This is a genomic window from Hyphomicrobium sp., from assembly GCF_041659645.1.
GTDB lineage: Bacteria > Pseudomonadota > Alphaproteobacteria > Rhizobiales > Hyphomicrobiaceae > Hyphomicrobium_B.
Genome location: NZ_JBAZXX010000001.1, coordinates 645,253 through 671,423 on the forward strand (window position 1 = coordinate 645,253; position 26,171 = coordinate 671,423).

General features: G+C 60.0%; 20 protein-coding genes, 1 tRNA gene and 1 pseudogene. 9 read left to right on the plus strand and 13 right to left on the minus strand.

The window, feature by feature from the left end; translation table 11 throughout:
* The first annotated feature begins 5 nt into the window (after positions 1 to 5).
* Positions 6 to 965, plus strand: a complete 960-nt coding sequence (gene pip, locus WC811_RS02945; RefSeq protein WP_372640801.1) for a prolyl aminopeptidase — start codon at positions 6 to 8, stop codon at positions 963 to 965.
* 9 nt (positions 966 to 974) lie between these two features.
* Here the strand turns inward: pip and WC811_RS02950 are convergent, their stop codons facing one another.
* Positions 975 to 1,517 carry a hypothetical protein gene (locus WC811_RS02950; RefSeq protein ID WP_372640803.1) on the minus strand — a complete coding sequence of 181 codons (543 nt, stop codon included), beginning with the start codon at positions 1,515 to 1,517 and terminating at the stop codon, positions 975 to 977.
* A gap of 353 nt (positions 1,518 to 1,870) precedes the next feature.
* Between WC811_RS02950 and WC811_RS02955 the strand changes: the two genes are divergently transcribed.
* From WC811_RS02955 to WC811_RS02965, 3 genes are all read left to right on the plus strand, one after another.
* Positions 1,871 to 4,531 (plus strand): sel1 repeat family protein, encoded by a 2,661-nt coding sequence (locus tag WC811_RS02955; RefSeq protein WP_372640806.1) that lies wholly within the window; start codon positions 1,871 to 1,873, stop codon positions 4,529 to 4,531.
* 181 nt (positions 4,532 to 4,712) lie between these two features.
* The gene (locus WC811_RS02960; RefSeq protein ID WP_372640808.1) at positions 4,713 to 5,639 is read left to right on the plus strand and encodes a sulfite exporter TauE/SafE family protein; all 927 of its coding nucleotides are present in this window, start codon (positions 4,713 to 4,715) and stop codon (positions 5,637 to 5,639) included.
* The gene (locus tag WC811_RS02965) at positions 5,639 to 6,433 is read left to right on the plus strand and encodes a TIGR02186 family protein (RefSeq protein WP_372640810.1); all 795 of its coding nucleotides are present in this window, start codon (positions 5,639 to 5,641) and stop codon (positions 6,431 to 6,433) included. The genes WC811_RS02960 and WC811_RS02965 overlap by 1 nt, the downstream gene beginning before the upstream one ends.
* 1 nt (position 6,434) lies before the next feature.
* Here the strand turns inward: WC811_RS02965 and pdeM are convergent, their stop codons facing one another.
* The 4 genes from pdeM to WC811_RS02985 all read right to left on the minus strand — a co-directional run bounded on the left by pdeM (position 6,435) and on the right by WC811_RS02985 (position 11,250).
* Complete coding sequence (gene pdeM, locus WC811_RS02970; protein ID WP_372640812.1) at positions 6,435 to 7,157, minus strand: ligase-associated DNA damage response endonuclease PdeM; 723 nt, start codon at positions 7,155 to 7,157, stop codon at positions 6,435 to 6,437.
* Positions 7,154 to 9,691: a ligase-associated DNA damage response DEXH box helicase gene (locus tag WC811_RS02975; RefSeq protein ID WP_372641740.1), complete on the minus strand. Its 2,538-nt coding sequence runs from the start codon at positions 9,689 to 9,691 to the stop codon at positions 7,154 to 7,156. Before WC811_RS02975 ends, pdeM begins: the two co-directional genes overlap by 4 nt.
* Before the next feature lie 123 nt (positions 9,692 to 9,814).
* On the minus strand, positions 9,815 to 10,903 hold the full coding sequence (locus WC811_RS02980) for a quinone-dependent dihydroorotate dehydrogenase (RefSeq protein WP_372640814.1): 1,089 nt from the start codon (positions 10,901 to 10,903) through the stop codon (positions 9,815 to 9,817).
* The gene (locus WC811_RS02985) at positions 10,897 to 11,250 is read right to left on the minus strand and encodes a DUF952 domain-containing protein (protein ID WP_372640817.1); all 354 of its coding nucleotides are present in this window, start codon (positions 11,248 to 11,250) and stop codon (positions 10,897 to 10,899) included. The genes WC811_RS02980 and WC811_RS02985 overlap by 7 nt, the downstream gene beginning before the upstream one ends.
* 196 nt (positions 11,251 to 11,446) lie before the next feature.
* Here WC811_RS02985 and WC811_RS02990 point away from each other — a divergent pair, with 196 nt between their 5' ends.
* A complete protein-coding gene (locus WC811_RS02990) occupies positions 11,447 to 13,237 on the plus strand; it encodes a DUF262 domain-containing protein (RefSeq protein WP_372640820.1) in 1,791 nt (596 codons plus the stop codon).
* Between the two features lie 50 nt (positions 13,238 to 13,287).
* Here the strand turns inward: WC811_RS02990 and WC811_RS02995 are convergent, their stop codons facing one another.
* Positions 13,288 to 14,940: a lysine--tRNA ligase gene (locus WC811_RS02995; RefSeq protein ID WP_372640822.1), complete on the minus strand. Its 1,653-nt coding sequence runs from the start codon at positions 14,938 to 14,940 to the stop codon at positions 13,288 to 13,290.
* A 104-nt stretch (positions 14,941 to 15,044) separates the two neighbouring features.
* A complete protein-coding gene (locus WC811_RS03000) occupies positions 15,045 to 15,656 on the minus strand; it encodes an alpha/beta family hydrolase (RefSeq protein ID WP_372641742.1) in 612 nt (203 codons plus the stop codon).
* A gap of 276 nt (positions 15,657 to 15,932) precedes the next feature.
* Between WC811_RS03000 and mepA the strand changes: the two genes are divergently transcribed.
* Complete coding sequence (gene mepA / locus WC811_RS03005) at positions 15,933 to 17,453, plus strand: penicillin-insensitive murein endopeptidase (RefSeq protein ID WP_372640824.1); 1,521 nt, start codon at positions 15,933 to 15,935, stop codon at positions 17,451 to 17,453.
* 69 nt (positions 17,454 to 17,522) lie between these two features.
* Here the strand turns inward: mepA and msrA are convergent, their stop codons facing one another.
* Entirely contained in the window at positions 17,523 to 18,197 is a 675-nt protein-coding gene (gene msrA, locus WC811_RS03010; protein WP_372640826.1) for a peptide-methionine (S)-S-oxide reductase MsrA, read from the minus strand.
* A gap of 116 nt (positions 18,198 to 18,313) precedes the next feature.
* Positions 18,314 to 18,805: a hypothetical protein gene (locus tag WC811_RS03015; RefSeq protein WP_372640829.1), complete on the minus strand. Its 492-nt coding sequence runs from the start codon at positions 18,803 to 18,805 to the stop codon at positions 18,314 to 18,316.
* 135 nt (positions 18,806 to 18,940) lie between these two features.
* Between WC811_RS03015 and WC811_RS03020 the strand changes: the two genes are divergently transcribed.
* Positions 18,941 to 19,030 (plus strand) — tRNA-Ser (locus WC811_RS03020).
* Positions 19,031 to 19,233: 203 nt separating this feature from the next.
* Positions 19,234 to 20,433, plus strand: coding sequence for a tyrosine-type recombinase/integrase (locus WC811_RS03025; RefSeq protein WP_372640832.1), 1,200 nt, complete (start codon positions 19,234 to 19,236; stop codon positions 20,431 to 20,433).
* A gap of 120 nt (positions 20,434 to 20,553) precedes the next feature.
* On the opposite strand, the pseudogene WC811_RS03030 reads toward WC811_RS03025, so the two are convergent.
* The 3 genes and pseudogenes from WC811_RS03030 to WC811_RS03040 form a co-directional block, all read right to left on the minus strand.
* Positions 20,554 to 20,952 (minus strand): annotated as a pseudogene (locus WC811_RS03030) (AAA family ATPase); the annotation flags it as partial.
* Positions 20,953 to 21,313: 361 nt separating this feature from the next.
* Positions 21,314 to 22,957 carry a tyrosine-type recombinase/integrase gene (locus WC811_RS03035; RefSeq protein ID WP_372640835.1) on the minus strand — a complete coding sequence of 548 codons (1,644 nt, stop codon included), beginning with the start codon at positions 22,955 to 22,957 and terminating at the stop codon, positions 21,314 to 21,316.
* A gap of 639 nt (positions 22,958 to 23,596) precedes the next feature.
* Entirely contained in the window at positions 23,597 to 24,322 is a 726-nt protein-coding gene (locus WC811_RS03040) for a hypothetical protein (protein WP_372640837.1), read from the minus strand.
* Between the two features lie 322 nt (positions 24,323 to 24,644).
* Between WC811_RS03040 and WC811_RS03045 the strand changes: the two genes are divergently transcribed.
* Entirely contained in the window at positions 24,645 to 24,995 is a 351-nt protein-coding gene (locus WC811_RS03045; protein WP_372640839.1) for a hypothetical protein, read from the plus strand.
* 436 nt (positions 24,996 to 25,431) lie between these two features.
* Here WC811_RS03045 and WC811_RS03050 read toward each other — a convergent pair whose 3' ends face one another.
* Positions 25,432 to 26,022, minus strand: coding sequence for a hypothetical protein (locus WC811_RS03050; RefSeq protein WP_372640841.1), 591 nt, complete (start codon positions 26,020 to 26,022; stop codon positions 25,432 to 25,434).
* Between the last annotated feature and the right edge of the window lie 149 nt (positions 26,023 to 26,171).

A 26,171-nucleotide genomic window follows, 5' to 3' on the forward strand; every position in this document is an offset into this window, starting at 1 on the left:
AATCCATGACCATTCGCGACCGTCTCGATCTTTATCCGCCGCTCGTGGCATTTCGCGAGTACCGCCTGCCTGTCAGCGGCGGGCATACGCTCCATGTCGAGGAATGCGGAAATCCCAACGGGCTGCCGGTCATCATTCTACACGGCGGCCCGGGAGGCGGCAGCAACCCGACGATGCGCCGGTTTCACGATCCAGACCGTTACCGGATCGTGCTCTTCGATCAGCGCGGCTGCGGTCGCTCGACGCCGAACGCTTCGCTCGACAACAACACGACGCATGATCTGGTCGCGGATATCGAGCGCATTCGCACCGAACTTGGCATCGGGCGCTGGCAGCTTTTCGGTGGCTCGTGGGGATCGACACTCGCAATTGCCTACGCGGAGGCTTACCCCGAGCGCGTCAGCTCGATGGTGCTGCGGGGCATTTTCCTGCTGACGCAGGCCGAGCTTCGCTGGTTTTATCAGGACGGCTGCAGTTGGATTTTTCCCGAGGCGTTCGCGGAGTTCCAGCGGCTCATCCCGCCAGCCGAACGTGACGACATGATCGGGGCTTATCATCGCCGGTTGACGTCGGGCGATCTCAGTCTGCGTCTCGCGGCGGCGCGAGCCTGGAGCATATGGGAGGGGACGACGCTCTCTCTTATTCCCGAAGCCGATCGTGTGGCGCGGTTCGGCGCCGATTCCTACGCTCTCGCCTTCGCGCGCATCGAAAGCCATTTCTTCGTCAATGCCGGTTTTTTCCGTCGCGACGGCGAACTGCTTCTCGAAGCCCACCGTCTGAAAGACATTCCCGGTGTTATCGTACATGGGCGCTACGACGTCGTGACGCCGGCGAAGAACGCCGTGATGCTGAGCAAGGCTTGGGGCGTGGCCGATCTCCGGATCGTCGCCGACGCGGGACATGCCATGACGGAGCCCGGCATCATTCACGAACTCATCCGCGCGACGCGCAAATTCACGGTTTAAAGCGATCCGCTAGAGGGAGCCTTTCGGAGCCGGTGGCGCTGGGGGCGTTGACGGCGGCGGAATTTGCTCGTCCGGCGGCAGCGATTTGTTGAGATCCTTGATGTGTTCGCGGATCTTTTTGTAGACACGCGACATGTAGTCCAGCGCCTGGTCGACTTCCTCGTCGGTCGGCAATTGCGATTTGCCGCCAGGAGGGCCTTCCGCCTGCGGGCCATCGAGAGGAGGCGCGCCGAGCGGTCTCGTCTCGAGAAGTTTTTCGAGTTCCTTTACGCGATCCTTGAGGTCGCGGTTTTCCGACTCCAGGTGCGAAAATTTGTCTGCGGGGCCGTTCGACGTCTGGTCGGCGACCGGCTTGCAGGCCCATTCGTTGCCGTTCTTGGCGCACATGGCGACAGCGCCGGTTCGTTTGTCGAGACGCAGAAAGCCGCCGTCGACCGGCGACATCGTGAATCTGTCGCCAGCGTCGGTCGATGGCTCTGCAACTGCGGCGGTCGCCAAAGCTGGGAGAAGGAATAGTCCAAGCGTGACCGCTCGCGTCGCCTTCAGGTTCATTTCAAACTCCTCCGCAGTGGCGCCGGGTTCGACATGGTCATACCGGAGGAGTGTGGCAAGACGGACGACGGAGCCGCCCGAACGAATCAGTTCGCATCACAATCACAATATTGGCTTCGCCCGGCTAAAAGTTTATTCGAATAAAGCATTGAAATATCGCAATTTTTAACATTTTGAGACGGTTCTTAACCGGACGTTTACTGGCCGCGCTCAAGAGTTTGCCTCTGAGCTCTTTTGTGCCGCGTCCGCCCATGATCGCATTTGCCCCGCGCGGCACGGACCCCCTGACGTCCTGAGCCCGCTGACATTGCACTCTGCCGGACCGTCAAATATCGCGCCGTCTCGAGGGGAAAATGTCGAATTCGGAAATGAGCGCTGAGCGCCGGGGAGACACGGACCCGATTGAGTCCGGTGACGACGGCCGCGACGAGCTCAAATCGATGCTCGATACGATTGCCGCCCAGCTTCAGGACGCCGACCGCCGGCACACCGCCGCTCTCGATGAAATGCAAAACCGAATTTCCGGCATGGGCCGCGAGGCCGATACGCTGCGCGCGCGCATTCCAGATCAATTCGCGCCGGCGTTCGAGCAGATCGAGGCGGGCATTGGCGAACTTGCGCACCGGCTCGCGGACACCGGCAAGGAATCGCGAACGGCCGATCGATCGGCAGGCTATCCAGGTTCCGCGCCGCGTGCGCGCAGCGATGCGGTCGATCCGTGGAACCAGGGCGAGGCCGATGCGCTCGCGCGACCTTATGGATTCGCTGACGGAGTTACGGGTACGGCGTCCGGTGAAGCCGGTTCGGGCACGAGTGGCGCGTCGCGTATCGATGAAGCGTGGCTCGAAAGCCGGTTCGCCGAGATTGCGAGAGGCATTGAATATTCGCTCGCCCATGTGAAGCCCGAGAACGGGCTTTCAGAGTTCGGTGAACGTCTCGATCAATTCGAGGCGCAGTTCGCGAAGGCCTTCGGCGGATCTGCGAACCATGACGACTTCTCTGCCGTCCGGCAGATCGGAGCGCACATGGAAGCGGTGGTGCTTCGTCTCGAGAAGACAAGCGATCAACTTGAGCGGTTGAATACGATCGAGTTTCAGCTTGCGAGCGTATCGAGGACGCTGGCGGATATGCAGGCGGCGGCGTCGCACGCGAAATCCGCCGATATCGATGCCGTCGCGCGCGCAGTGGCGGAAGAGACGGCGCACCGCTTCGCGGCGAGACACGCAGACGACAAAAATTCGGCTGCCGATGAGCTGCGTCCGCTGATCCAGCAACTCATGAGGGAGAACCGTCAGGGCGGCGAGCAGACGGCGGCGCTTCTCGACACGATGCAGCAGGCGATGGTGCGGCTTCTCGATCGGGCCGAAGCCGTGGAATTCACGCCGCCGCCGCCCCTGCGCGGCTTCGAGCCTGAGGCCCCGGTGAGCTACGCGGGCTTCGGCGGTGCAACGGAGATGTTCGGCAGCGACGTTCTTCGCGATGAAGATTTGACGAGCGGCGGACGATCCGATGCGTTCGGTGTAACGCGAACAAGCGCTGCTTTTTCTTTTCCTGGAACGGCCTCGCCACCTCCGCTCTCGGAGCCCTATGATCGCGAGATGTCTCCCGAAGAGATGGCGCTCAGGAGCGAAAAGCTTCGGCAGGAATTCATTGCGGACGCACGCCGCGCCCAGGCGCGGCTTACAGCCGAGGGCGACGTGTCTGCTTCGTCATTGCCGTCTCAGTCGCGTGGCACGAAGACTACGGCGGGGGGAAGCAGACCGATCCGGCGGTCGACGAGCGTGCCCGCGAACACGTCCGGACCGACGGCGCCGTCGCCTCGTCTGATGATTGTCGCCGGTCTGGTGCTCGTTGCGCTCGCTGGTCTTTGGTGCACGTTTGGCTTCGAAAACAGGACGAATCCGGTCGCGACGCATCAGCTTGCGCCGGCGCAAGGCACGGACGCGGGCGCGTCGGATGCAGCAAAGTCCGCGCCGACGGATTCGAAAGAACCTTCAGCGTTGCCGGCGCCGGATGGCAACGGTCCGCGTGGCGATTTGGCGCCGGGGGGCGACGACCACAGCAGGAATACCGCGTCGAACGATGAAGCATCGCAGTCGCGGACGACCTTGCCGATGCTTGGCGTCGCCGTCGATCTCAATGATCACGTCTCAGAGGCTGAGCTGCAGCAGGCGAGACGTCACCAGGCGATGGCGAACCTGTCGGGCGAACTTGGAAACGCCGCGGCACGGCCGGGTGAAGCGGTGTTGGTGCCGGCCTCCATGGTTCCGACCGAGGCCGAGACCGAGGGGGCTGGCGGGCAGAACGATGCGCTGCCGTCCGGTGACGCAAAAGCCAGCCAGATCGATATGCCACCGGCCATGATTGGGCCGCTCTCTTTTCGTGTTGCGGCGTCCAAAGGCGATCCTTCCGCCGAGTTCGAGGTCGGGGCTCGCTTCGCGGAAGGCGAAGGCGTGAAGCAGGATTTCGCCGAGGCCGCGAAATGGTATCGGCGTTCGGCCGATCAGGGGTTCGCGCAGGCGCAGTACCGTCTTGCGACGCTCTATGAGCGCGGCCTTGGTCTGAAGGCCGACCGTGGGCAGGCGACCAACTGGTATCTGCTCGCGGCCAAGCAGGGCAACATCAAGGCCATGCATAACCTCGCTGTTCTCAGCGCCAACCAGACCGATCGCTCGCCGGACTACACCAGCGCCGCGCTGTGGTTCGAGGAAGCGGCCAAGCGGGGTCTGCCGGATAGCCAATACAATCTGGCGGTTCTCTATGAAAACGGTCTCGGCGTGACGCGCAATCAGAAGACGGCGTTCATGTGGCTCTCGCTCGCGGCGCGTGCGGGCGATGCCGATGCGACCCGCCGGCGCGATGTCCTTCGCGGCAAGTTGACTGCCGAGGAGATTGCCGAAACCGACAAGTTGGTGGCGGCGTGGACGATCATGCCGACGGATCGCACCATCAATGATGCGCTCGTGGCGGGCGAGCTTTGGAAGAAAGACCCAAAGAACGGGATTAATGGCTAGGGGGCGGTGTTAAGCCCGTGGGCGTCGGGCCTTTGCCCTACGCCAGGGGATCGGCGCGGAAGCCTCATGAAACCGCAAATGTCGGAACCGTGGTTGCCGTGAGGCGCCGATTGGTGTCCCCTGACAGGAACTCTGCTAAACGCCCGCCCATTCCGCCCTGCTGGCCGTTCCGGATCCAAGGATGACCCTTTACCTGCCGATTGCCGAGATGTCGGTTTCCGTCCTCGTCTATCTGGCCCTCGGAATGAGCATCGGCTTTCTCTCGGGCCTGTTCGGCGTCGGCGGCGGCTTCCTGCTGATGCCGCTGCTCACGTTTCTCGGCGTGCCGTCGGCAGTGGCTGTGGCGACGAGCGCGTCGCATGTCGTCGCGTCGTCGGTCTCGGGCGCTATTACGCATTACCAGCGCGGCAACGTCGATATCAAGATGGGCCTCGTCATGCTGGCCGGTGGCCTCTCCGGCACGTACATCGGGGTCGGCGCGGTGAAAATCCTGCGTCAGGCCGGATATTTCGATTTCACCGTTGCGATCATGTACGTCGTCTTTCTGGGCATCGTCGGCACCATCATTTTGGTCGAGGGTATCAACGCGTCGCGGCGGGTGAAAGCGACTGGCGTCGTGGCGTCGCGAAAATCCGGTCAGCACAATTGGCTGGAAGGGTTGCCGTTCAAGATGCGGTTTCCGCGCTCGAAACTTTATATGAGCGTATTGCCGCCGATTGTTATCGGCATGTTCATCGGCTGCATGTCGGCGATCATGGGCATCGGCGGCGGCTTCGTGATCATTCCGGCGATGATCTATCTGCTGCGGATGCCGACGGGGCTCGTCATCGGCACATCGCTGTTTCAAATCGTGTTCGTGGCAGCGCTGGCGACGATTTTGCATGCGGTCGAGAACAAGACGGTCGATATCGTCCTCGCCTTGATCTTGATCGCGGGTGGCGTCGTCGGCGCGCAGTTCGGGACGATGGTCGGCGAGAAATTGCGCGGCGAGCATTTGCGCGTTCTGCTCGGCGCGGTGATCCTGCTGGTCGCGGCGCGTATGGCGTTCGATCTCGTTATGCCACCCGAAGACGTGTTCTCGCTCGCGGCCGTGGCGGGAGGATCGTGATGCTGAGGTATCTCCCGGCGGTCGTGGCGCTGGTGTTTTGTGCGGTGGGTCCCGCTCTGGCGGATGCGCCGAAAGAGAGCGTTGAGGCCGACGCATCGACGCGGCAAGTCGCGATCACATCGAGTTTTACCGGTACTGAAATTCTCGTCTTTGGCGCCGTCGAGAACAGCGTGCAGCCTAGCCCGGAGGCAGGGACTTACGACGTCATCGTTGTGGTCGAAGGCATTCCGGCGCCGGTCGTCGTGCGCATGAAGTCACGCGTTGGCGGCATTTGGGTCAATACGCAGTCGATGCGCTTTGCCTCGGTGCCGAGCTATTATGCGATCGCCTCGACGCGTCCGGTTGACGAAGTCGCGGACCGGGCGGTGCTCGACGCACACGGCATCGGCTTCGATCATGTGCGCATGGTTCGCACGGCGCTGAGCCGGACGGACGCAACGGACGACGCAACGCTTCAAGCGTTCAAGCAGGCGCTGATCCGGCTCAAGGAGCAGGAGCGAGTTTACGTCAAATCGGATTTCGGCGTGTCGTTCATCGGCCGCAGTCTTTTCCGGGCGACGATCGCGCTGCCGCCGAACGTGCCGGTCGGGCCGCTGACGGCACATGTCTACCTATTCAAAGAGGGAAAAATGCTCGGCGAATACAGCAACCGCGTGATGCTGCAACGCGAGGGCATCGAGCGATACATTCACGAGGCCGCAATGTCGCAGCCGCTGATTTACGGCATCGTCACGGTGCTTTTGGCGGCGGGGTCCGGGCTCGCGGCGGCGTTTGCGTTCCGCAAGCCTGCATAGCTCAGTCGTCGCGCAGCAGTCGTGGCGCGACCGGATAGAGACCCTCGTGCCCAAGCATCCAGACGTCGAGGCCGTTGGTGCCGAACAGTGGCTCGAATGCGATATCGAGAATGTTCAGTCCGCCGGTGTAGGCCCCGAACGCGGGCATGACGAGGCGAAGGCGATTGCCGACGAAGCAGGGGCGGCGCAGCGATGTGCCGTGGAACACCAGACGTGCGGCCGGATGGAAGTGCCCGGCGATCTCGTGCGTCGCCGCGCCGGGGCGCGGTTCGTGCCGTAGAGCGATGCCGCCGACAACGACTTCCTTCGTCACATAGCCTGCGAGTGCGCGGCCGATCTTGGGATCGTGATTGCCGGTGATCCAGATCCAATCGCGATCTTCTTGCAGCATGTGCAGGCTTTCGAGGTCGGTCGCATCCATACGGGCGGCGCCGTCGGAATCGTGAAGGCTGTCGCCGAGAGAGATCACCGCTTCGGGCTGATAGCGGTCGATGAGGGCTGCAAGCTTGTTCAGCGTTTCGCGCGTGTCATAAGGCGGCAGCATCTGACCACGGGCCGCGAACGCGGAGCCTTTTTCGAGATGAAGATCGGAAACTATGAGCGCCTTTTCGGCAGGCCAATACAGCGCTCCGAATTTATGGGCGAGGAAGGCTTTGCCGCAAATGTTCACGGGCTGGTCGGCGAAATCGTCGAGCCCGATCCGCTCCGGCTTCAGCATGTTCATTGCCCGGCGTCCCCCGTTGCTTCGCGTATCAATTCGTCGGCCGCCGCTCGCAAGACTGCGTCGCGATCCTGACCGTAAACCGGCTCAGTCCCGATCTCCAACAGCACCGGCACGGCGAGCGGGGATACGTGATCAAGAATTTGGTGCCTGATTCGGTCCTTTATGCGAGCGAGAAACGTGCCGAGGCGCTTAATGTCGAGGAGGCCCGTGGCGGCGTCGGTCCAGGCGGCTTCGAGCAGCAAGTGTTCGGGATCGTGGCGGCGGAGAACGTCGTAGATGAGGTCAGTGGAGATCGTCACCTGGCGTCCGGATTTGACCTTGCCGGGATGGCGGCGCTCGATGAGTCCGGCGATGACGGCCGCCAAGCGAAACGTGCGTTTCATCAACGCGCTTTCGGCGAGCCATGCGTCGAGGTCGTCACCGAGCATGTCTTCATCGAAGAGTTTGCTGAGCGAGAGACGGCCGCTCAAAATGAGGCCCGAGATATCGCCATGCCCCCAGACTGCCAGCGCATAATCGTTTGCAACAAAGCCGACCGGCCGCGCGCCGATGCGGTCGAGACGCCGCGTCAAAAGCATGCCGAGCGTCTGATGCACAAGGCGGCCTTCGAACGGATAGGCGACGAGAAAATGGCGGTTGCCGCGCGGGAAGGTTTCGATAAGCACTTCGTTCGGCGCGGGCATGACGGAGAATTCGGCCTGCAGCTCGAGCCAATTGGCGACGGGGTTGGGAAGTCTGGACCAAACGCTCGGGTCCGCCAACATGTCGCGAACGCGCCGCGCCAAGTGCGTCGAGAGCGGGAACTTGCCGCCGTCGTAGCTCGGCACCATCGGGTCTTCGGTGGCGGCGCGCGTGACGAAGACTTCGGTGTCGCGGATGCCTTCGAAGCGTAACACCTGCCCCGCGAATACGAAGGTGTCGCCTGGGGTCAACTGTTCGGCGAAATATTCTTCGACTTCGCCGAGGATTCGGCCGCCGAAGCTCGCGGTTCGTTTGGCGCCGCGATGCGCGATGAGGCGCACTTTCAGATGCGGGGCATCGACGATGGTGCCGATGTTCAATCGGTATTGTTGCACGATGCGTGGGTTGGCGACGCGGAGCTTGCCGTCGCCAGTGGGTCTCAGCTTGGCGAAGCGCTCATAGGATCTCAACGCGTAGCCGCCGGTCGAAACAAAATCGACGGTGCGATCAAACTGGTTTCGCGTCAATCCGGCATAGGGAAGGGCGGAGCGCACTTCGTCGAAAAGTTCGTCGGGAGAGAACGGCGCTTCGCAGGCCATGCCGAGCAGATGTTGCGCGAGGACGTCGAGCGCGCCGCTTCTTGACAGCGTGGCGTCCTGGTCGCCGGCTTCGGCGGCCTGTTGGGCGGCTCGACATTCGAGCACTTCGAAGCGATTGCCGGGAACGAGGATCGCTTCAGACGGCTCGTCGAGGCGGTGGTTGGCGCGGCCGATGCGCTGCAACAGGCGGCTCGCGCCCTTGGGGGCGCCGAGATGAATGACGAGATCGACGTCGCCCCAGTCGATGCCGAGATCGAGCGTCGAGGTGGCGACGACGGCGCGCAAGCGGCCAGCGGCCATCGCGGCTTCGACTTTCTTACGCTGGGTGGTTTCGAGCGAGCCGTGATGAAGGCCGATCGGCAGGCTGTCGTCGTTGATGCGCCAGAGTTCTTGGAAAGCGTATTCGGCTTGCATACGGGTGTTGACGAAAACCAGGGACAGCTTGTGCGCGCGGATCGCGTCGTAGACCTCAGGCATCGCGTAACGGGCAGTGTGGCCCGTCCACGGAATCTCGTTCTTGGTTTCGAGGATTTCGATGATGGGCTTGGCGCCGCCCTTGACCGTCACGATGTTGGAAAGATGCGTTGCGATTTCGGGCTCCGTCTGCGCGACAAGGTAGCCGCGAAGTTCGGTCGGCCGGGCGACGGTCGCCGAGAGGCCGATCGTCATGAGATCAGGGGCGAGCTTGCGCAGACGCGCGAGATCGAGGGCCAGCAGGTCACCACGCTTGGACGCGGCAAGGGCGTGAAGCTCGTCGAGGATGATGGTATCGAGATCGGCGAAAAGATAGGGCGCGTCGGGGTGGCTCAAGAGCAGCGCAACCTGCTCGGGCGTCGTCAGCATGATCTGGGGTGGTTTCACGCGCTGGCGCTGTCGCCGCGCAACGGAGGTATCGCCGGTGCGCGTTTCGGTGCGGACCTTGAGACCCATTTCTTCGATCGGGAGCGTGAGGTTTCGCTCGACGTCGGCGGCGAGGGCTTTCAGCGGCGAGACATAGAGGGTGTAAAGGCCTGCACCGGTTTTCTTGCGATCGCGGTTGCTGATCGAGATCAGACTCGGCAGGAAGCCGGCGAGCGTTTTTCCGGCGCCGGTCGGAGCGATTAGAAGCGTCGAGCGTCGCTCGCGGGCGGCTTCGAGCAATGCAAGCTGGTGTGGCCTCGGTGTCCAGCCGCGGCGTGCGAACCAGGCTGCGATTTCGGGCGGCAGATGAGTGGTTGCCGGAGCGGCTCGCCGTGGACGAGATTTCTTTTCAATCGGCGGCGTCGCCAATGCGGCGCTGCGCGGCTTGCGCGTTGCCCGCGGCGTCGATGGGCGCGACTTTTGCTGCGGTTTGTCTGTGTCTTTACGCGGCACGTATCAGACTTCGTTCCGAAATTCCTAAAGCGGCTGTTTCGCCCAGTAGTCGGCGTGGCGGCCGCGAATGGCTGAGAGGCTTGATTGGCCGCCGGTGCGCAGTGTTTCGGTGAGGAATGATTTGATTTCACCGATGAGGCCAGGGCCTTCGTACACAAGGCCCGTGTATAGCTGCAATAATGTGGCGCCGGCTTCGATTTTTTCGAGAGCCCGTTTGCCGCTGTCGATGCCGCCGATGCCTATCAGAGGAATTTTGCCATCGGTTTCCTGGAAGACGCGCGCAAGCATCGCGGTCGAGCGGGAGAATAACGGCCGGCCGGAGAGGCCGCCGGATTCGTGGGCGGCAGCCGATTTGACGCCGTTGCGCGCCAGCGTCGTGTTCGAAACGGCGATGCCGTCGACGCGATGTGCGAGGAGGCGCTCAACGATCGGCGCGATGTCGTCTTCGGCGATGTCGGGCGCGATCTTGACGACGATGGGACGCCGTAGCGCGCCGTCCTTCACCAGGCGTGTTCGCGTCGCCATGATGCGCGTCAGAAGTTCGTCCAAAGCCTGAGGCGCCTGCAGGTCGCGGAGGCCCGGCGTATTCGGAGACGAGATGTTGACTGTGAAGTAGCTGGCGACGGAATTGAAGCGCACCAATCCCAGGACGTAGTCTTCGCCGCGATCGTCGCTGTCTTTGTTGGCGCCTATGTTGACGCCGACGATACCGCCGCGATTTTTCCGAGCTTCGAGACGTTCCAAGGCGGCTGCGTGTCCGCCGTTGTTGAAGCCGAGCCGGTTGATGAGCGCGTTGTCGTCAAGGAGACGGAAGACGCGCGGACGCTCGTTGCCGCTTTGCGGCTTCGGCGTTATCGTCCCGATCTCGGCGAAGCCGCAGCCCATGCCGAGTACGGCGTCAGGCGCGCGCGCATCTTTGTCGTAACCTGCTGCAATGCCGATAGGGTTTGGAAATTCGAGACCAAAGACCGATTGCGATAACACGCGGTCGTCGGTAGACAATGCACGCGGGTAAACGCCGCACTCCAACGCCTTCAGAGATGCTTCATGAGCTTCTTCGGGGCCGAGGGCAAATAACGCGGACCGTGCCAGCCTGTAGAAATTTTTCAGCACACGAACCACTCCTCGTCAATTTGTGGAACGCCGTTTTCGTCGTTTTGCAGCGCGCGCTGCCAAAGCGCCTCTGAAACTGATATATTACGGTAGAGATGCGGGAAAAGATCTCCCCCACGAGATTGTTCCCATTTGAGTTGGGGGCCTAGCGTCGCGGCCTCAAATGCAATGAGAACAAGATCACCTTTGTCTTTGAAATGTTTTTCTAATGTGCCGCGAAGTTGATGTTGAGACGAAAGATGGATGAAACCGTCCCGAAGATCATCCGGTGAGCCTGCATAAATTCCCGACGTGGTTGCTTTGGACCATTCGCAGACGGTGACAATTTTGAGTACGATGTTTTGCATTACAAAATTTGAACTTTGAAGGCGCTTTCGAAAGGGTATCATTAGAACGCAGTCGCACGCGGGGTGTGGCGCAGATGTACTGCCGTTGCTATCACGGCTGGCTAAGCTCGCAACCCGTTTTCTGTTTCGGGGGGTTATGTGGCGGGTGGTGGCCGAGCGGTCGGTCGGGAATGGCAGGCAAGGGGTTTTAGAATTCGTGTATCCGACGGCGTCACTTTCAATTTCGGATTTGTTCTCCGGTCCGTATCTGTTGAACATTCCGCTGTTTCAACGGCCATATTCGTGGGGGCGCGAGCAGGCCGAACAGCTTCTCGATGATTTGATGGAGGCTGCCGGTATTTCCTCCGACGGTGAGGCAGACCAGACGTATTTTCTCGGCGCCGTCGTCCTGATGGATGCGCCGGGCGCAGAAACCGTGAAGCTCTCGCCAAAGATGACGCCTCGCGAATTCGGCGTGATCGACGGACAACAGCGTCTGGTTACGCTGATGACGCTTCTGGCGCTTCTTCGTGATCTAGAAACGGATGCGCGCAAGACCGTCGGTAAGCGCGTGCATACCATGCTCGTGGCACAACTTGGGACCCGCTTCTTCCGGACCGAGCGGTTTCGGATGCATCTTTCGACGCGTGAGCGCGCCGTGTTCGAGGACCATATTCTGTTGCCGGGAAGCTCGGTGCTGCCGACCTATCTCGCGGCGCCTTCGCTCCCGGAGACAACGCTGCTCGATGTGCGTGATCGCTTGCACGCGGTTTTGTCGGAGATGACAAACAGCGCGAGGCGGAAGCTTACCGATTTCATCGCGGATTGCTGCTATGTGGTCGTTATCGTCGGCAACGATATCGACCGGTCGCATCAGATGTTCGTCGTCTTGAACGAACGCGGCAAGAAACTCCAGCGCAACGACATCCTGAAGTCGGACATTCTGGCACGGATGTCGACGGGCGACGCGAAGTGGGCGGTCGCCATGTGGGACGACATGAGCCTGGCGCTCGGCGAAGGCTTCGAAGCGTTTTTCGGTCACTTGCGTACGATCTATGGTCACGGTCGCCTGCAGATCGTTTCCGGCGTGCGTCAGGTCATTCGCGACAGCGGCGGGTCGGAGGCGTTCTTCAAAGACGTCTTTCTGCCGTTCGCCAAAGCATACGTGCTTGTGCGCAGCAATGGCGAGGGTGTGTTGCCGCGCGAGATGCAGCGGACGCTCACCTATCTCAACCGCTTTCCTGAAGCCGATTGGGCGCCGGCCGCGATCGTGGCGCTCAAGGATTGGAAGACCGATCCCGGACGAGCCGCATTTCTCTTGGGCGAGATCGAGCGGCTTGCGATGCTGACGCGCCTTCTGTGCGCGGGCTCCGGCAAGCGCGTGCGCCGCTTTGCCGAACTCATCAAGGTCATGCGGTCCGGCGCGCCGATCGATGCTTCGCATCCGGTCTTGCAGATGTCGCGTGATGAGGTTCGCGGCGTGGCGTTTCACCTCAAGGATTTTCACAAGCGCAATCCGAAAGTATGCAAGCTGCTGTTGCTACGCCTCGGCGACGAGTTGATGGGGACGATGGATATGGTGGATCCCGATCTCTACACGATCGAGCACGTTTTGCCGCAACGGCCGGCGGCGTCGAGTTCCTGGCGGAACGTGTTCGCGAGCACGGAAGAACGCGCGCAACTCGTCGAGAGCCTCGGTAATCTCGTGCTCATCACGCAGCAAGAGAACGATAGAGCGCGCAACGCATCGTGGGACGATAAGAAGGCGATTTACGCGAAGGGCTCGACGAAGGTTCCGCTGCTCGCGATCACGCGCGGTGTTTTGGAAGAAGCGGAATGGCGAAAGCCGCAGATCGAGGCACGCGAGTTGCGCCTTATCGGGGTGATCGACCGGCTTTGGCGCGTCGACCTTCTCGGCCAGAGATCGGCGGTGCGCGAGGCACCGCCAGCTGTGCCCGTCGCACCTGCGGCGAAGGAACCCGTGGAAGAGCTGCGGCGCCTCGCGTGACAAGCGGGGACTGCGGCCCCCGCTCCCGGTGTGGTTGCTAAGTAGCGTCTTTATGCGGCGGCAAGTTCGCCCGCGAGAGCCTTCGCGATCAGCGCCCGAGTTTCGGTGATGCCGTACAGAGCGATGAACGTTCCGAGCCGCGGCCCGCGCTCCTGGCCGAGCAGAATTTCATAGATCGCCTGGAACCAATCGAGTTTCACGCCGGGTCCTCCACTGGGACTGGTCTTTGTCAAATCCTGATAGCGCGGCAGGGCGCGGCCGACATCGAGAAGCGCCGTCTGGATTGTGTCGCCATCGGCGCCCGCAGGCAGAGCCGCGAGCGCTTTGTCGAGATTCCTAAGCGCTTCGATCTCGACGTCGTCGGGCGCGCGGAACTTCTTCGTCGGCTTGACGAAGTCGTCGTAGTAGCGGATCGCGTAACCGGCGAGCTTATCGAGAACCGGGGCGGTCTCAGGTTCGGCACCTGGCGCGTAGCGGCGCAGGAAGCCCCACAGCACGTCCTTGTTGTGGGCGTGCGAGACGGAAACCAGATTGAGCAGCAATCCGAACGTCACCGGAATTTCCGGCTTCGGCGGCGCGCCCGCGTGGATGTGCCAGACGGGGTTTTCGATCTGCTGCTTGGCTTCCTGCTTCGGATAGGCTGATACGAACTGCAGGTATTCGTCGACGGCGCGCGGGATGACGTCGAAGTAAAGACGCTTGGCGCTTCTCGGTTTCTGAAACATGAAGAGCGCGAGACTCTCGGGCGACGCATACGTCAGCCATTCGTCGATCGTCAGGCCGTTGCCACGCGACTTTGAAATCTTCTCGCCCTTATCGTCGAGGAAGAGCTCGTAGACATAATGCTGCGGAGGGACGCCGCCGAGGATTTCGCAAATCTTGTCGTAGATCGGCGCGTTCGTCTGGTGGTCCTTGCCGAACATCTCGAAATCGACGCCGAGCGCGACCCAACGCATACCGAAGTCGGGCTTCCATTGCAGCTTCACGCGGCCTCCGGTGACGGGCAGCGTGGTGTCGCGACCGTCTTCGTCGGCGAAGGTGATGGTGCCGGCCTTGGGGTCAACTTCCTTCATCGGGACGTAGAGAACACGGCCACTTGTCGGCGAGATTGGGAGGAACGGGCTGTAGGTTGCCTGCCGCTCGGCACCGAGTGTGGGCAGCATGACCTTCATGATGTCATCGTAACGCTCGACGGCGCGCAGCAGCATCGCGTCGAAGCGGCCCGCTTTGTAATATTCGGTCGCGCTCGCGAATTCGTACTCGAAGCCGAAGGTATCGAGGAAGCGGCGGAGCATGGCGTTGTTATGGTCGCCGAAACTCGGATAGTCGCCGCCGAACGGATTGGGGACCGTGGTCAGCGGCATTTGGAGATAAGGTTCGAGCGCCTTGCGGTCGGGGACGTTCTCGGGAATTTTCCGCATGCCGTCCATGTCGTCGGAGAAGCAAAGCAGGTGGGTTTTGCGTTTGCCTTCCGTCAACGTCTCGAAGGCGTGGCGCACCATCGTCGTTCGCGCGACCTCACCGAACGTGCCGATGTGCGGCAGACCGGAAGGTCCGTAGCCGGTTTCGAAAAGGACGGTCTTCGTCGCACCGTCGGGAAGCCTTTCGAGGCGCTTGATCAGGCGGCGCGCCTCTTCGAACGGCCAAGCCTTGGAGTCGATGCTGACGGCAGACTGCTCGGGCGTATAGACAAGTGCGGTCATCGGGATGCTGCTGTTCGTGTGCGCGAGGTGAGACGTTGCAAAGGCTGGCTTTGGGGCTGGCTTTGCGGCGAAGGGGCGCACCGTAGGTGGACCGGCGGGCAGCGTCAACGCGCAGCGGAAAGCCCCGCGATAAATGCCGCAACGGCATCCGCGGCGGCGGTGAGATTTCCCTTGCGGGTGAAGCCGGAACGGCCGCGCGGGCCGAAATCATGGTCGCCGTCGTTCATCCAAGCGAATGCGATGTGATGGGAAAGTTCAATGTTTTCGATCTCGGCGCGGCTTCCGAACGGGTCGCGTTCGCCTTGAACGATGAGAGTCGGGCAGTGGAGGTCTTTCAGGTGTTCGACGCGCAGCTTGTCGGGTGTTCCCGGCGCGTGAAACGGATACCCGAGGCAGACGAGACCGGCGATCTCGCTTTGAGCGTAAAGCTCGTCGGCGAGCAGGCTCGCGACCCGGCCGCCGAGAGATTTGCCGCCGATCACCAGAGTTTGATGCGGATGTTTCGCGCTCGCTGCTGCGATCATGGCGCGATATTCGCCGACGAGGGCCTCGGCGCGCGGCGGCGGTCGTTTCGCGCCGCCATCGCGGCGACTAGCCATGTAAGCGAATTCGAAAAGGGTGAGCGCAATACCGCGCTCGACAAGAAGGTCGGCCATTGCTTCTAGGAACGGAGAACTAATCCCCGTTCCCGCGCCGTGCGCTAAGATCAGACGGATGTTTGCAGCGGGTGATCCGCGCTCGACACTGAAAGACGAGGCAGCGACAGGTTTGCTTTTCGCGGCCGTTTCGGCGGATCTTTTTTGAACGGGGGTCATAGTGGTCACAATACGATAAGGGCGAGCAAATACAGCGACTAGGGTTTGAGCGGTATTGAAATCGTAGGGTCATCGATGTGACAGTTGATGCACTGCAGCCTGGAATTGCACATCGGGTCTGAATTTCGCCCGAGAATGGGCTAACATGGGTTTTGCGAGACGAAACGGGGACGAAGCATGAGAGCCGCGAAAGTATTGGCGCTCACGATCGCCTGTCTATCAGGGGCGGCCGGTGTTTCGCTGTTTTATGCCCATGTTCACGTATCGGGTGCGCCGCTGAGCGCGCTGGATTTCATCGCGACGGCCCACGCCGAGCCCGGTCACGATTCCGGGGAGGCCGACGACACGAGCGATGTCCCGTCGGCACCAGATCCCGCGCATCCCGAGGCCGCGAAAAGTGCGACGCTGCCGGCTTTCGTGACGAAGCCTCATACGTTGTCACGATCCGATACGGGCGGAGCGGCGGGCGAAGACCCCGAAGGCACGGCGCCACCAACGGATGGGGCCGCCGCGCCGCCCACGGAAGACACGACAACAGGATCCGTTTCCAAGCCGCCCGCATCGGGCAACGCTTCGGCTGACGCCGGCTCTTCATCAACGGCGCGTCCGGTTTCGATTACGGTCGAGCCTATTCCCGGGACCGAGCCACGGACGGGGAAGCCGCCCGTCTGGCCGAAGTTCATCGGCGCGAAGACGTTGTTCGGGGAGGCTAAGGTTCCGGCGCCGATGGAAGCGCGCGCAATCGGCAGTTATTCGCGAGGATGTCTTTCGGGCGCTGTGCCGCTTCCGATTGACGGTCCGGCATGGCAGGAGATGCGCCTGTCGCGCAATCGGAACTGGGGCCATCCAAAGCTGATCGCCCTTATCGAGACGTTCGCCAAGGACGCGCAGAAGCTCGACGGCTGGCCAGGACTTCTTGTCGGAGACATTGCGCAGCCGCGCGGCGGTCCGATGATCACCGGACATGCCAGTCATCAGATCGGCCTCGATGCCGACTTCTGGCTGACGCCGATGCCCAAGCGCCGTTTGAACAGCAAAGAGCGAGAGACCCTGGAAGCGACATCCATGCTCGACAACACGGGGCTCGCGGTCAATCCGAGGGTCTTCACGTCGAAGCAGCTTGCCCTCATCAAGCGCGCGGCCTCGTATCCGGAGGTCGAGCGGATTTTCGTCCATCCGGCGATCAAGAAGGCGCTTTGCGAGATGTCGGGTACGGATCGCAAGTGGCTTGGAAAAGTCCGGCCCTGGTATGGGCACTACTACCACTTCCATATGCGCATCAAATGTCCGGCGGGCTTCGCAGGCTGTACGCCGCAAGTGCCGCCGACGGGCGATGACGGGTGCGGAAAGGAAGTCACTCAGTGGCTTGCGAAGGTGATCCCCGCGAAGGAGCCGGCCGCTCCTCGTCCGCCGGGTCCACCGGGGCTGAAACCGCCTCGGCCGCCGATCATGCTCGCGGAACTGCCGAAGGAGTGTCAGGCCGTTTTGGCGACGGGGCCTGATCCGATCGTGATCCCGCGCGAGGCGTTGCTGACGACGGTGCAGGTCAAGAAGGCATTGGCGAAAGCGGCAGCCGTCAACACAGCGCTTGCCAAGGCATCGGCCGTGTCGGGTAGCAAGGGTTCGGCCGCGGTGTTGTCGAAGAGCCCGGCCTTGCGCCCGCACATGCACAAGGCCGCGACCGCCGATCCGAAATGAAAATGACCGCCGCTCCGTCCTTAGAAGGGAGAGTGACGGTCATGCAACTTAAGTCTTCGGTGTCGAGCCTCAGCCCTTGAGCGGCTCAGCTTCCGCATCGGATTGCGATCCCGGGCACGAGACGCCGGTTCCCTTCAGACCACAATAGCCGTGCGGGACCTTGGCTAGGTACTGCTGATGATATTCCTCAGCCAGATAGACCGGAGGCGCCGTGCTGATCTCTGTCGTGATCGCTCCGTAGCCCTTGCTCTCGATCGCGGCCTCGTAAGACTTCTTAGAAGCCTCCGCGGCGGCGAACTGTTCGGGCGTGGTGGTGTAGATCGCCGAACGGTATTGCGTGCCGATGTCGTTGCCCTGGCGGAAGCCCTGGGTCGGATCGTGCGCCTCCCAGAACGTCTTCAAGAGCGTGTCGTATGACAGGACCTTCGGATCGTAGACGACGACGACAACCTCGGCGTGGCCAGTGCGGCCGGAGGATACCTCGTCGTAGGTAGCGTTCGGCGTATAGCCGCCCGCATAGCCGACTGCGGTAATCCAGATGCCGTCGCCCAACTGCCAGAACAGGCGCTCGGCACCCCAGAAGCAGCCGAGGCCAAATACCGCGACTTCGAGACCGGCCGGATAGGGATCGTGCAAAGGGCGGGAAAACAGATAATGCTCGGCATTGGTGGGGAGGATGGCCGTCGGGCGGCCCTTCGGTGCCGACTCCGCAGTCGGCATAGCAACGTGTTTCCGTGCGAACATGGATTGGCTCCTTTTTATTCTTGGGGTTGTTGCCCCAGTATACGATGGTCGACCCTTGTTCGTTTCAGGCGGTCCATAGTCGCTTCCAACCGCAGATGGCGTGCCTGGCCCGGGCTTCAATAGTCGTTGGCGAAAATCCGAATTCGCCGGCGGGGGCGCCCAAGATAGCCGCACGCGATGGCAAGCAGCAGGAAAATCATCGTGGCCGGTAGAGATAGGATCGAGTTTAGGACCGGGTCCCAGAGGAACTGACCCGCCGCCCGGGTGACCGTCCGCTCAAGCGCCGAGAGAAAGGCCGGGGCCAGGGTTTGGAGGTGCTGCAACAGGGAGATGGCGGCGTCGCCATCGCCATGGGGCCTCGAAACGTCGGCGGCGAAGGAAATCAACGTGAACAGGGCGAACAGCGCGGCGAGAAACCGCAGCATCAGGCGCGGCCGGGTTTCGCGGTTGACGAGACTTGAGACCAACGCGACCAGGAGAGAGGCCGTGGCGAGGCGTATCAACCAAGGCGTCGGCGGTTCTCCGGTGGCGTACCAGAGCCAAAAATAGGCCGCCGCGGACAGGACCGCCAAAGCGGCGAAGACCTTGAGAAGCGTGGAACTGGTCATGAATTGCACTTGCCTGTGTGGCCGTGGACTCTTTTGGGGCCGTGGCGGGCGGGGGTCAAGTTCCTGAAGATCATTTCAAGGCGCCGTTGCGCTTGGAGCGCGGATCGGTATAGTGCGCCGCTTCCAGGCCCGGACGGAGAGATGGCCGAGTGGTTGAAGGCGCTCGCCTGGAACGCGTGTAGGCTCGTAAGGGTCTCGTGGGTTCGAATCCCACTCTCTCCGCCACTCCCACCGATTGCGACGCTTTCTTCTGTCTGTCGGTTTGCGACACTCAGGGACACGAGAAGACATTTTATCTCGATATTTTAGCCGCTTGCCTCGCATCTGATGCGGCAATAGACTCGCTCCGTGCCGCCTATTCCAGTCTGTCGACGACAGGCAATGAATTGCTTTTAGGGTGATTGATAGGGTGGCTGATTGGAGGTCCGATGCCGCTCGATGGTGCGATCCACTCCCGACTGCGCACAGCAAATCGGCTGACCGCTCTTAAGGTCGCGAAACTAAAAGTTCCCGGGCTCTACGAGGACGGCGCCGGACTTCGTTTGGTGGTGACGGCGATCGGCACGAAGCGCTGGGTGCTGCGCTTGACGATCAACGGTCTCCGTGTGGAGCGCGGCCTCGGTGTCTGGCCCGACGTGAGCTTGGACGACGCTCGGAGAAAGGCCGTGCCAATGCGGCAGGCTGCGAAGGACGGCATCGACATCCGCAAGGAGCAGCGCCGGATTTCAAAAGCCAAGGGCGTGTCATTTACGCAGGCCTTCGATGATTTTTTTGCCATCCGGAAACAACATCTCTCGAACGGAAAGCACGTCCAGCAATGGCAGAACACCATGCGGGACTACGTGTTCCCGACGATCGGCAAACGACCGGTTGCCGAAATCACGGCCAGTGAAGTCATCGATGTGCTGAAACCTATCTGGTTCAGAAAACCCGAGACCGCCGGGCGCGTTCTGCAGCGCGTGAAGGCGACGTTCGACAGCGCAATCCTGCGCGGTACGCGCGAGAAGGCCAACCCTTGCATCGGTGTTGCTCAAGAACTCGGCAGTCTGCGTCGGGCCGTGCATCATCATCCTGCTTTGCCATGGCGTGAAGTCCCGGCCTTCGTTCAGACGCTGCGAAAGAGTGCGGCGTCGGAGGCAACCCGGCTCCTTTTCGAGTTTCTGATATTGACCATCGTGCGGTCCGGCGAGGCGCGGGGTGCACTTTGGCAAGAAATCGATTTGGCACAGAAGACATGGAGCATCCCAGGCTTTAGCGCCGAGACGGGTCGGCGAATGAAAAATCGGGAGACACACATCGTGCCGCTCTCTGAGCGCGCCATCGAAATTCTTGGTCGCTCGCGGACGCTCTACGACGGCCCGCTCATTTTTCCTGGCACCTCAGATCGACCGCTTTCGGATAATACGCTCTCGAAACTGATGCGTGATGGAAAAGCAGTCGGGACGCCTCACGGGTTTCGATCAGCCTTCAAGGATTGGGCTGCGGAACGTGGCGTCCGGGACGAAGTCTCAGAGGCAGCCCTTGCCCATAGCGATCGCGACAAAGTCCGCGCCGCCTATCGGCGAACGAGGTTCCTCGACGAGCGGCGCTGTGTAATGCAGGATTGGGCTCTCTTCGTTTCGAGATAAGCGGCGGCTGCCTCATGTCTGAAATGCCGAGCAAGCGGTCATGCTCCCGTCAGCGTATGCTCTAGCGACCTGCGCACCGTTCATGTCCGCTTCTCGTTTACTAGCGACGATGGGCTGGTCTCAGTGATACTTCTGACCTCTGTTGTCGAACGCGACTTTCGTGCCCTCCAGGACGTCCACAACCGCCCGGTTTATTGTCCCGTCCTCGATAGATCCTGAGTGGTAAGAGATGCGTGCGCCGTTCTTCCTATCGAATGTCGCATGGATAATTTGCTCGGCGTCGCATACGACTGCCAAATTGGGGTTGTGCGTGACCATGATGATCTGGCGAGACTTCTTCGCCTCGTTAAGTACAGGCACAAGCAAGCTGACGACGGTTTCGTTATCCAGATTCTCCTCGGGCTGATCGAGCACGATGGGATTGCGGCCCGTGTCGACGAGCAGGTAGAAAATCAAGAGGAGTGCTCCGCGTTGCCCCGGAGATAGTTGCTCGATCTGTGTCTCTTGAAAGAGCAGGGAGGAGTTGGCGCAGCGCTTGAGGTGCGAACTACTCGTTCGAGGGGAGATAACGCTCATCGCTCGATCTATCCCATGCAGGAGAGACCTCACCGTCACGAGTGACGTGACGTCGTTCTCGAGGTACTTGCGATAAGCATCGATGCGATCGTTCGTGATGCGCTCAGGTGCCCCTTCGCCGTCCTTGAATTGGTCGGTCTCGTCCAGCCACATCAGCCAGGTCGCGTAGGCTCTGGCGGTCTTTGACACCATGGCGGGTCGCCATACCGCGGCATGTCCGGTTTCTTTAAGACGACTTGCCGGAGCGAGTCCCCGAAGCCAAGCCTCTCGATCGGGGAGGGGCCAGTTGGCGATATCTTTATACTTACCGCGTCCAGGCATGGCGTTTTCCTCCCCGAGATTGCTTTTCGCCCTTGCAGGGACGACGAGTTTTTCGACTCGCGACTAAGCTCTTCGATAGCCGCTCCATATGGTCATCAAACAACGCAACAGCCCGCGCCTGTTCCATCCCTGCGTAGAACGCGATTGTAGTCTCGATGCTTTTGTGACCCAGAAACTTCTGAACGACTTCCTGGCCGGACGGGTTGTCTTTCAGGTATAGAAAGCCAAGGAGATGCCGAAAGCGATGACCGGTAACCCGTACGCCGATGGTGTGCAGCGTCCAGCGGGCGAGCCGAACAGAATGCCCACTCGGAACTTTGTGGTGGTGACCATGCCCGGGAAACAAGTATCTATTCCCCGCTTCCGCCAATAGGGGCAATGCGACCGAAATATAAGGTTTCAGCAGCGCGACGACCCGTGGCGGAAGCTTAAACTCCAGGTCGACATCGTTTTTGACTTCTGAAGCCGGGAATACGAGATGAAAGGTTTCCCGCTTTCCGATGCGGTCCACCACAAGATGCCGGTCGATCGATATAGAGGCAAGGTTTTGCGGGCGCACTGGCGCAGCGGTTAAGAGTGCTACAGCGAGTGCATCTTGAAGGTTCAACGCGTCCTTCACCTTGGGGCCCTTGATCTTCAGGAACCTCCTGAGATGCTCGGCGCCCTGGTTGAGAAGTCGATCCGCGTACTCCTCGTCTTCAAAGTGCCGCAGCATTGCCCGGTTCTTTTCCGTCATGCCCGCGCTTTTAATCTTGGTCACTTTACGAAAGCGATGCAGCTCTTCGATGTCCGGCGCGGGCGCTTTCACCCAATATTTTGCCGCAACGTAGAGATAGTGCGCGTACTTGTTCGCCGACTTGGTATTCTCCTCGCCGAACTGTTCAAGATAGACTGAGAGGATCGCTTCGACCACGTCAGTCCGAACGAGATCGGCCATCGATGACACTTTTCTTGCCGGTTCAACTTTACTGACCGCCACTGAGTAAAGGCGATAAAAGATCCGCTTTATCTCTCGGATCGTGCTCTCCTCGAAAGGACTATCCATGCCAGCCGGAAGCTTCAGCTTACTGCCGAATGCAACGAGCATGCGTTCGAGATCCTGCAAAAATCCCTCGTCAATACTCGATGCATCAAGCGCATAGACCCGGCGACGGTCGCCGATGTTTATAGTCAGTTTCGGCCACTTGTCGTGGGTTGCCACTGCGCCGTTCCAGCCGCGGCAGAAGCTGGTGAATGCCTGCCGAGCGTTGCGAGTTTCGAGGCTGACTCCAAGATCAGCGGCGTATTTGTCGGCGACAACTTGATCGACAGCAGAGGGTATGATCCTGTTCAACGTCGCCCACCTGGCAAAGCGGCCGCAAGAAATCAAAAGCGTCTTGTCGCCAGCATCCCGAAACAGGGCAGCCCAGTCTTCGGACATTTCAACGCCGCGCGTCGATATCAGACCCTTGCGAAAAGGCGCCAACGCTTGTCGCGCATAGGCTTTGACGTTTTCGAAAGTGCGGTAACTTACGCCGCAATCGCCCGGCGCCAATGCCCTTTCACTCAAAAGTCTTCCGCCGATGCTCGTTCTCTCAGACATCGGGCACGATCCGATGGCGCGCTTGAGTTGAGAAAGAGTGATCATTTCGGGGCTGCTCCGGAGGCCCCGGCAAAGCGTTTTGATTGCGGTCCGGCGCGCTCCCTTCTTGCGCGGGCTCAGCAAAGGATCGACGGAGATCGCACCCATAAGATCGGCGCAAGACGCCAGAACTTCGGGAGGTATAACAAGGGGTCGTGACAGGTTGCGGTCTGACATGTTGTGACTCGTGATGACTGAGGGGGACAAGAAGCTGTTTTCGTGAAACCAGCTGGGCTAAAAACACGCTCTGTTTCGTTCGGACGTTTTCACGGTCGAACTGCCAGTTGAAGACAACGAATGACCTACACTGACTAGGTTTTGTTGCGCCGTATCAGGCTCAGAACCGAAGCCAAGGTCGTTCGCGTCATGCCACCGATTTTGACGTGGTCGAGCTCTCTCCGCTCCGGCCTCATCAGCCGCCAGATGTGACGTGGCGAACACGCAAGAAGGTCTGCCGCTTTGACGACGGTCAACAATTGCTCCGAAGGAGCGGGATTTGCGGAACTTTTGGCCGGTAGTGCTGGCTCAAGTAGCGGTCTGTTTGGCGACTTGCGGCGCGATTTAGCGCGCTCCACGACTTGGGTTTTAGTTTCACTCAACATCGATCGTTGCTCCAAAATGGCGACGATCGAAGACTAGTGCCGACTATAGATGAAGTGTTGGAACTAAAAGCACTTCATTTTCTTCCATTTTCATTTCCAACACCAATCGCTTCTCCATGACCTTCACCCAGAAGTCATCGCCTTCGTTGTCTGCCAACTGGTTGACTATCCCGCTTTTAATCGCTTTTCGCCAGAAGGCGGTATTTTCCACAGTAAAGCTGTCCGCGTAAGGCAAGCCGCAGATATGCGAGAAGTGGCCCCAGGTTGGTTCGCCTCCAGCAATAGTAAGCTCCCCACGGCGTTGGCCCATTTCATCTAGAAAGTCGCCTGATTTGTAGCGAGCCCATAGCTTGCAGCAATGCTTGACGGCAGAAGCCCAGGTCATGTGAGGAAACAGTCCGGACTCGGCCAGAGCGCGCTGGGCTGCTCTGTTGAGTTTCCAGCCATCGTTTTCAATAGCGAATTGCATATAAAGCAGCACGTGCAAATCTGGGTTTCGTCCGGAGGCATTGGGGAGCTTACTTAAATTTCTTCTCCAATATTTTCCGTCGAGACCGAGCGCCTTCAGCATCCTTAAAGTAAGTTCCAACGCTTTGCTGGTTTGACCCATGCGCTCATGCAGTTCGGCCAGAAGGGTGAACGCATCTCCGGCCTCATCAAGGCAACGCCGCCTATTATGTCGTTTCTCTTTTTCCCACTGTCTTCTGTATTTCGCGCTTTCGTCGCTTCGCTTTGATTTTGTGGAGCCCGGCGTCCGCGATTTTCTCATGTTGGAATCTCGGATTTGATAAAATTGTTCGATACCAGGTGGGCCGTCCGAATTAGTTGGTGTCCACGGCGGAGAGTTATCAACTATCTTAGATCTAGCCTTTTACCCTAGCTCGCGGTCCCTGGTCGACAGGGAATGTCGTTAATCGACGCCATTTGTCTGGGTATTGTTTTTTAACTCCGCGCTGACCTGCGATGCGTCTACGCAGATTTGCTCTTGACCTAATATCGATATCGACGCGATGAGGAAGAATGTCACTCACATCGGACGGCCGTTGATGAAAAGATATTCGAACCAACTTGACGGTCGTTATTACGGGATATTGGAGGACGAGTTCGAACTCGAAATCCTAATGGTTGGGCTGCACAAAGCAGGCGCTGACGCCCTCGCCGCAAATGTTGAAGGCTTGATACTCTCCCTGACCGCCATGCCGCCACTTTGGAAACAGGCTGAGAAATTTGCCTCTGAAATTGCCGCTTTGGGAGACAATACGCGTTCGCTTGAGTCGCTCAGAAACGTGGTGATTAGAGCGCTTTCGCCTCTACTAGATGATCTTCCTGCAACGATGGGCGAAATGAGGATTGCGCTCGGGCATTCGGGTTCGACGGCAGCAAATGCATTCGCTGCGGCGCGTATCATTCGCATCTTCGGAAATGAGTTCGACCCCCATTAGTCCACTAACGTCGTGATCGAGTAACATCCTCACTCCGCTCCAACGAGTGAGGCAGTTTCCTTGCCTCTCCAATTTCTTCGGGACAATAACGAAATTAGAGTCGTGAGCGTCGCTATCTGGGAGGGTTAGTCTGTATCTCGGGTGTCGAATTCCTGGGATGCGTGGAGACGATTGGAGTGCTTTCAGGAGACGTTGGCTGCTATTGAAGCCCGGTGGAGACGACGATTTGAAAGACCGTATGGCGGCTATAGCGAATCACTTGAGCGAGTAAGCTATGCGCTCGGTAAGTGCCATGAAAAGAGCGAGGGCTGCTAAAACCTCGGGATCGGTCAGCGGCTCGAAAATGTAGCGAAAATCGACGTCCCAATCGACGCTACGGGTAACGATGGTGATCTTAGCGCAAGCTCGGTGAGAATGTCGGCGCGGAAATCGCCGCTCATTGTCGGGGACTGTCCTTGTTCCAGAAATCCGTCTCGGGATGATTTTCTCGCAGGTACTTATATATCGCTTCGAGATTCGGCCCGCTTAAGTATTTAATCTTGTTATTCTCCACCAGCTTCAGCAGCACATAGTATCCCTTCTCCGGATGGAAGCGAAACGCAAACCCCGGACCCAAAAGACTGACGCGCCGATCAATGTCGCTGTTTATGGTATCGATCAAATCACGCGGCTCCCACAGCGCTGCCAAAATGACTTCGTCGCCTTTGATTATCACGCGGTCTTCCGCGGCTAAATCCGCAAGCGCCTTTTGCATTTCGGCTTTTTCATCGTCGCAGAAGTATTCGCCGATGGAAGCCAACGAATGAAAACCCTGTTTGTTATCCGGCAGCGACGCGGACATAGCAAAGAGAACGTTATGGTGGTGGGTGCGTTTTTCGTTGCGCAGCAAATCACAGCCGGGCGGCCAGTTCCTCGGATCGCGCATGACATCGGCGCTCAGACTCTCAAGCGACTTGCGCCGCGCCTTTTCTTTTGCCGCCTCGAATGACAGGATTTTTCGCGATTCGTCGTCTTTTTCTTCCCTCACGCATCACCTCCAAGTTTTTTCTGGGCGCACCGTCGAGGCGTTCGGCGACGTCCTTTAAAAAGTTTTGCTTGTCATCGGCATCGTCCTCGACTTCGTCTGCGATCATCTGGGTAACGCGGTCTTCGAGGCTTTGGCGATGCCAAAGATGC

Excerpts from the sequence above, each read along its gene's own strand:
- WC811_RS02995 (WP_372640822.1), bottom strand. The coding sequence starts at position 14,940 with ATGACCGCACTTGTCTATACGCCCGAGCAGTCTGCCGTCAGCATCGAC.
- mepA (WP_372640824.1), top strand. The coding sequence starts at position 15,933 with ATGAGAGCCGCGAAAGTATTGGCGCTCACGATCGCCTGTCTATCAGGG.
- WC811_RS03015 (WP_372640829.1), bottom strand. The coding sequence starts at position 18,805 with ATGACCAGTTCCACGCTTCTCAAGGTCTTCGCCGCTTTGGCGGTCCTG.
- WC811_RS03025 (WP_372640832.1), top strand. The coding sequence starts at position 19,234 with ATGCCGCTCGATGGTGCGATCCACTCCCGACTGCGCACAGCAAATCGG.
- msrA (WP_372640826.1), bottom strand. The coding sequence starts at position 18,197 with ATGTTCGCACGGAAACACGTTGCTATGCCGACTGCGGAGTCGGCACCG.
- pip (WP_372640801.1), top strand. The coding sequence starts at position 6 with ATGACCATTCGCGACCGTCTCGATCTTTATCCGCCGCTCGTGGCATTT.
- WC811_RS02955 (WP_372640806.1), top strand. The coding sequence starts at position 1,871 with ATGTCGAATTCGGAAATGAGCGCTGAGCGCCGGGGAGACACGGACCCG.
- WC811_RS02985 (WP_372640817.1), bottom strand. The coding sequence starts at position 11,250 with ATGCAAAACATCGTACTCAAAATTGTCACCGTCTGCGAATGGTCCAAA.
- WC811_RS03035 (WP_372640835.1), bottom strand. The coding sequence starts at position 22,957 with ATGATCACTCTTTCTCAACTCAAGCGCGCCATCGGATCGTGCCCGATG.
- WC811_RS02950 (WP_372640803.1), bottom strand. The coding sequence starts at position 1,517 with ATGAACCTGAAGGCGACGCGAGCGGTCACGCTTGGACTATTCCTTCTC.
- pdeM (WP_372640812.1), bottom strand. The coding sequence starts at position 7,157 with ATGAACATGCTGAAGCCGGAGCGGATCGGGCTCGACGATTTCGCCGAC.
- WC811_RS03040 (WP_372640837.1), bottom strand. The coding sequence starts at position 24,322 with ATGAGAAAATCGCGGACGCCGGGCTCCACAAAATCAAAGCGAAGCGAC.
- WC811_RS02960 (WP_372640808.1), top strand. The coding sequence starts at position 4,713 with ATGACCCTTTACCTGCCGATTGCCGAGATGTCGGTTTCCGTCCTCGTC.
- WC811_RS02965 (WP_372640810.1), top strand. The coding sequence starts at position 5,639 with ATGCTGAGGTATCTCCCGGCGGTCGTGGCGCTGGTGTTTTGTGCGGTG.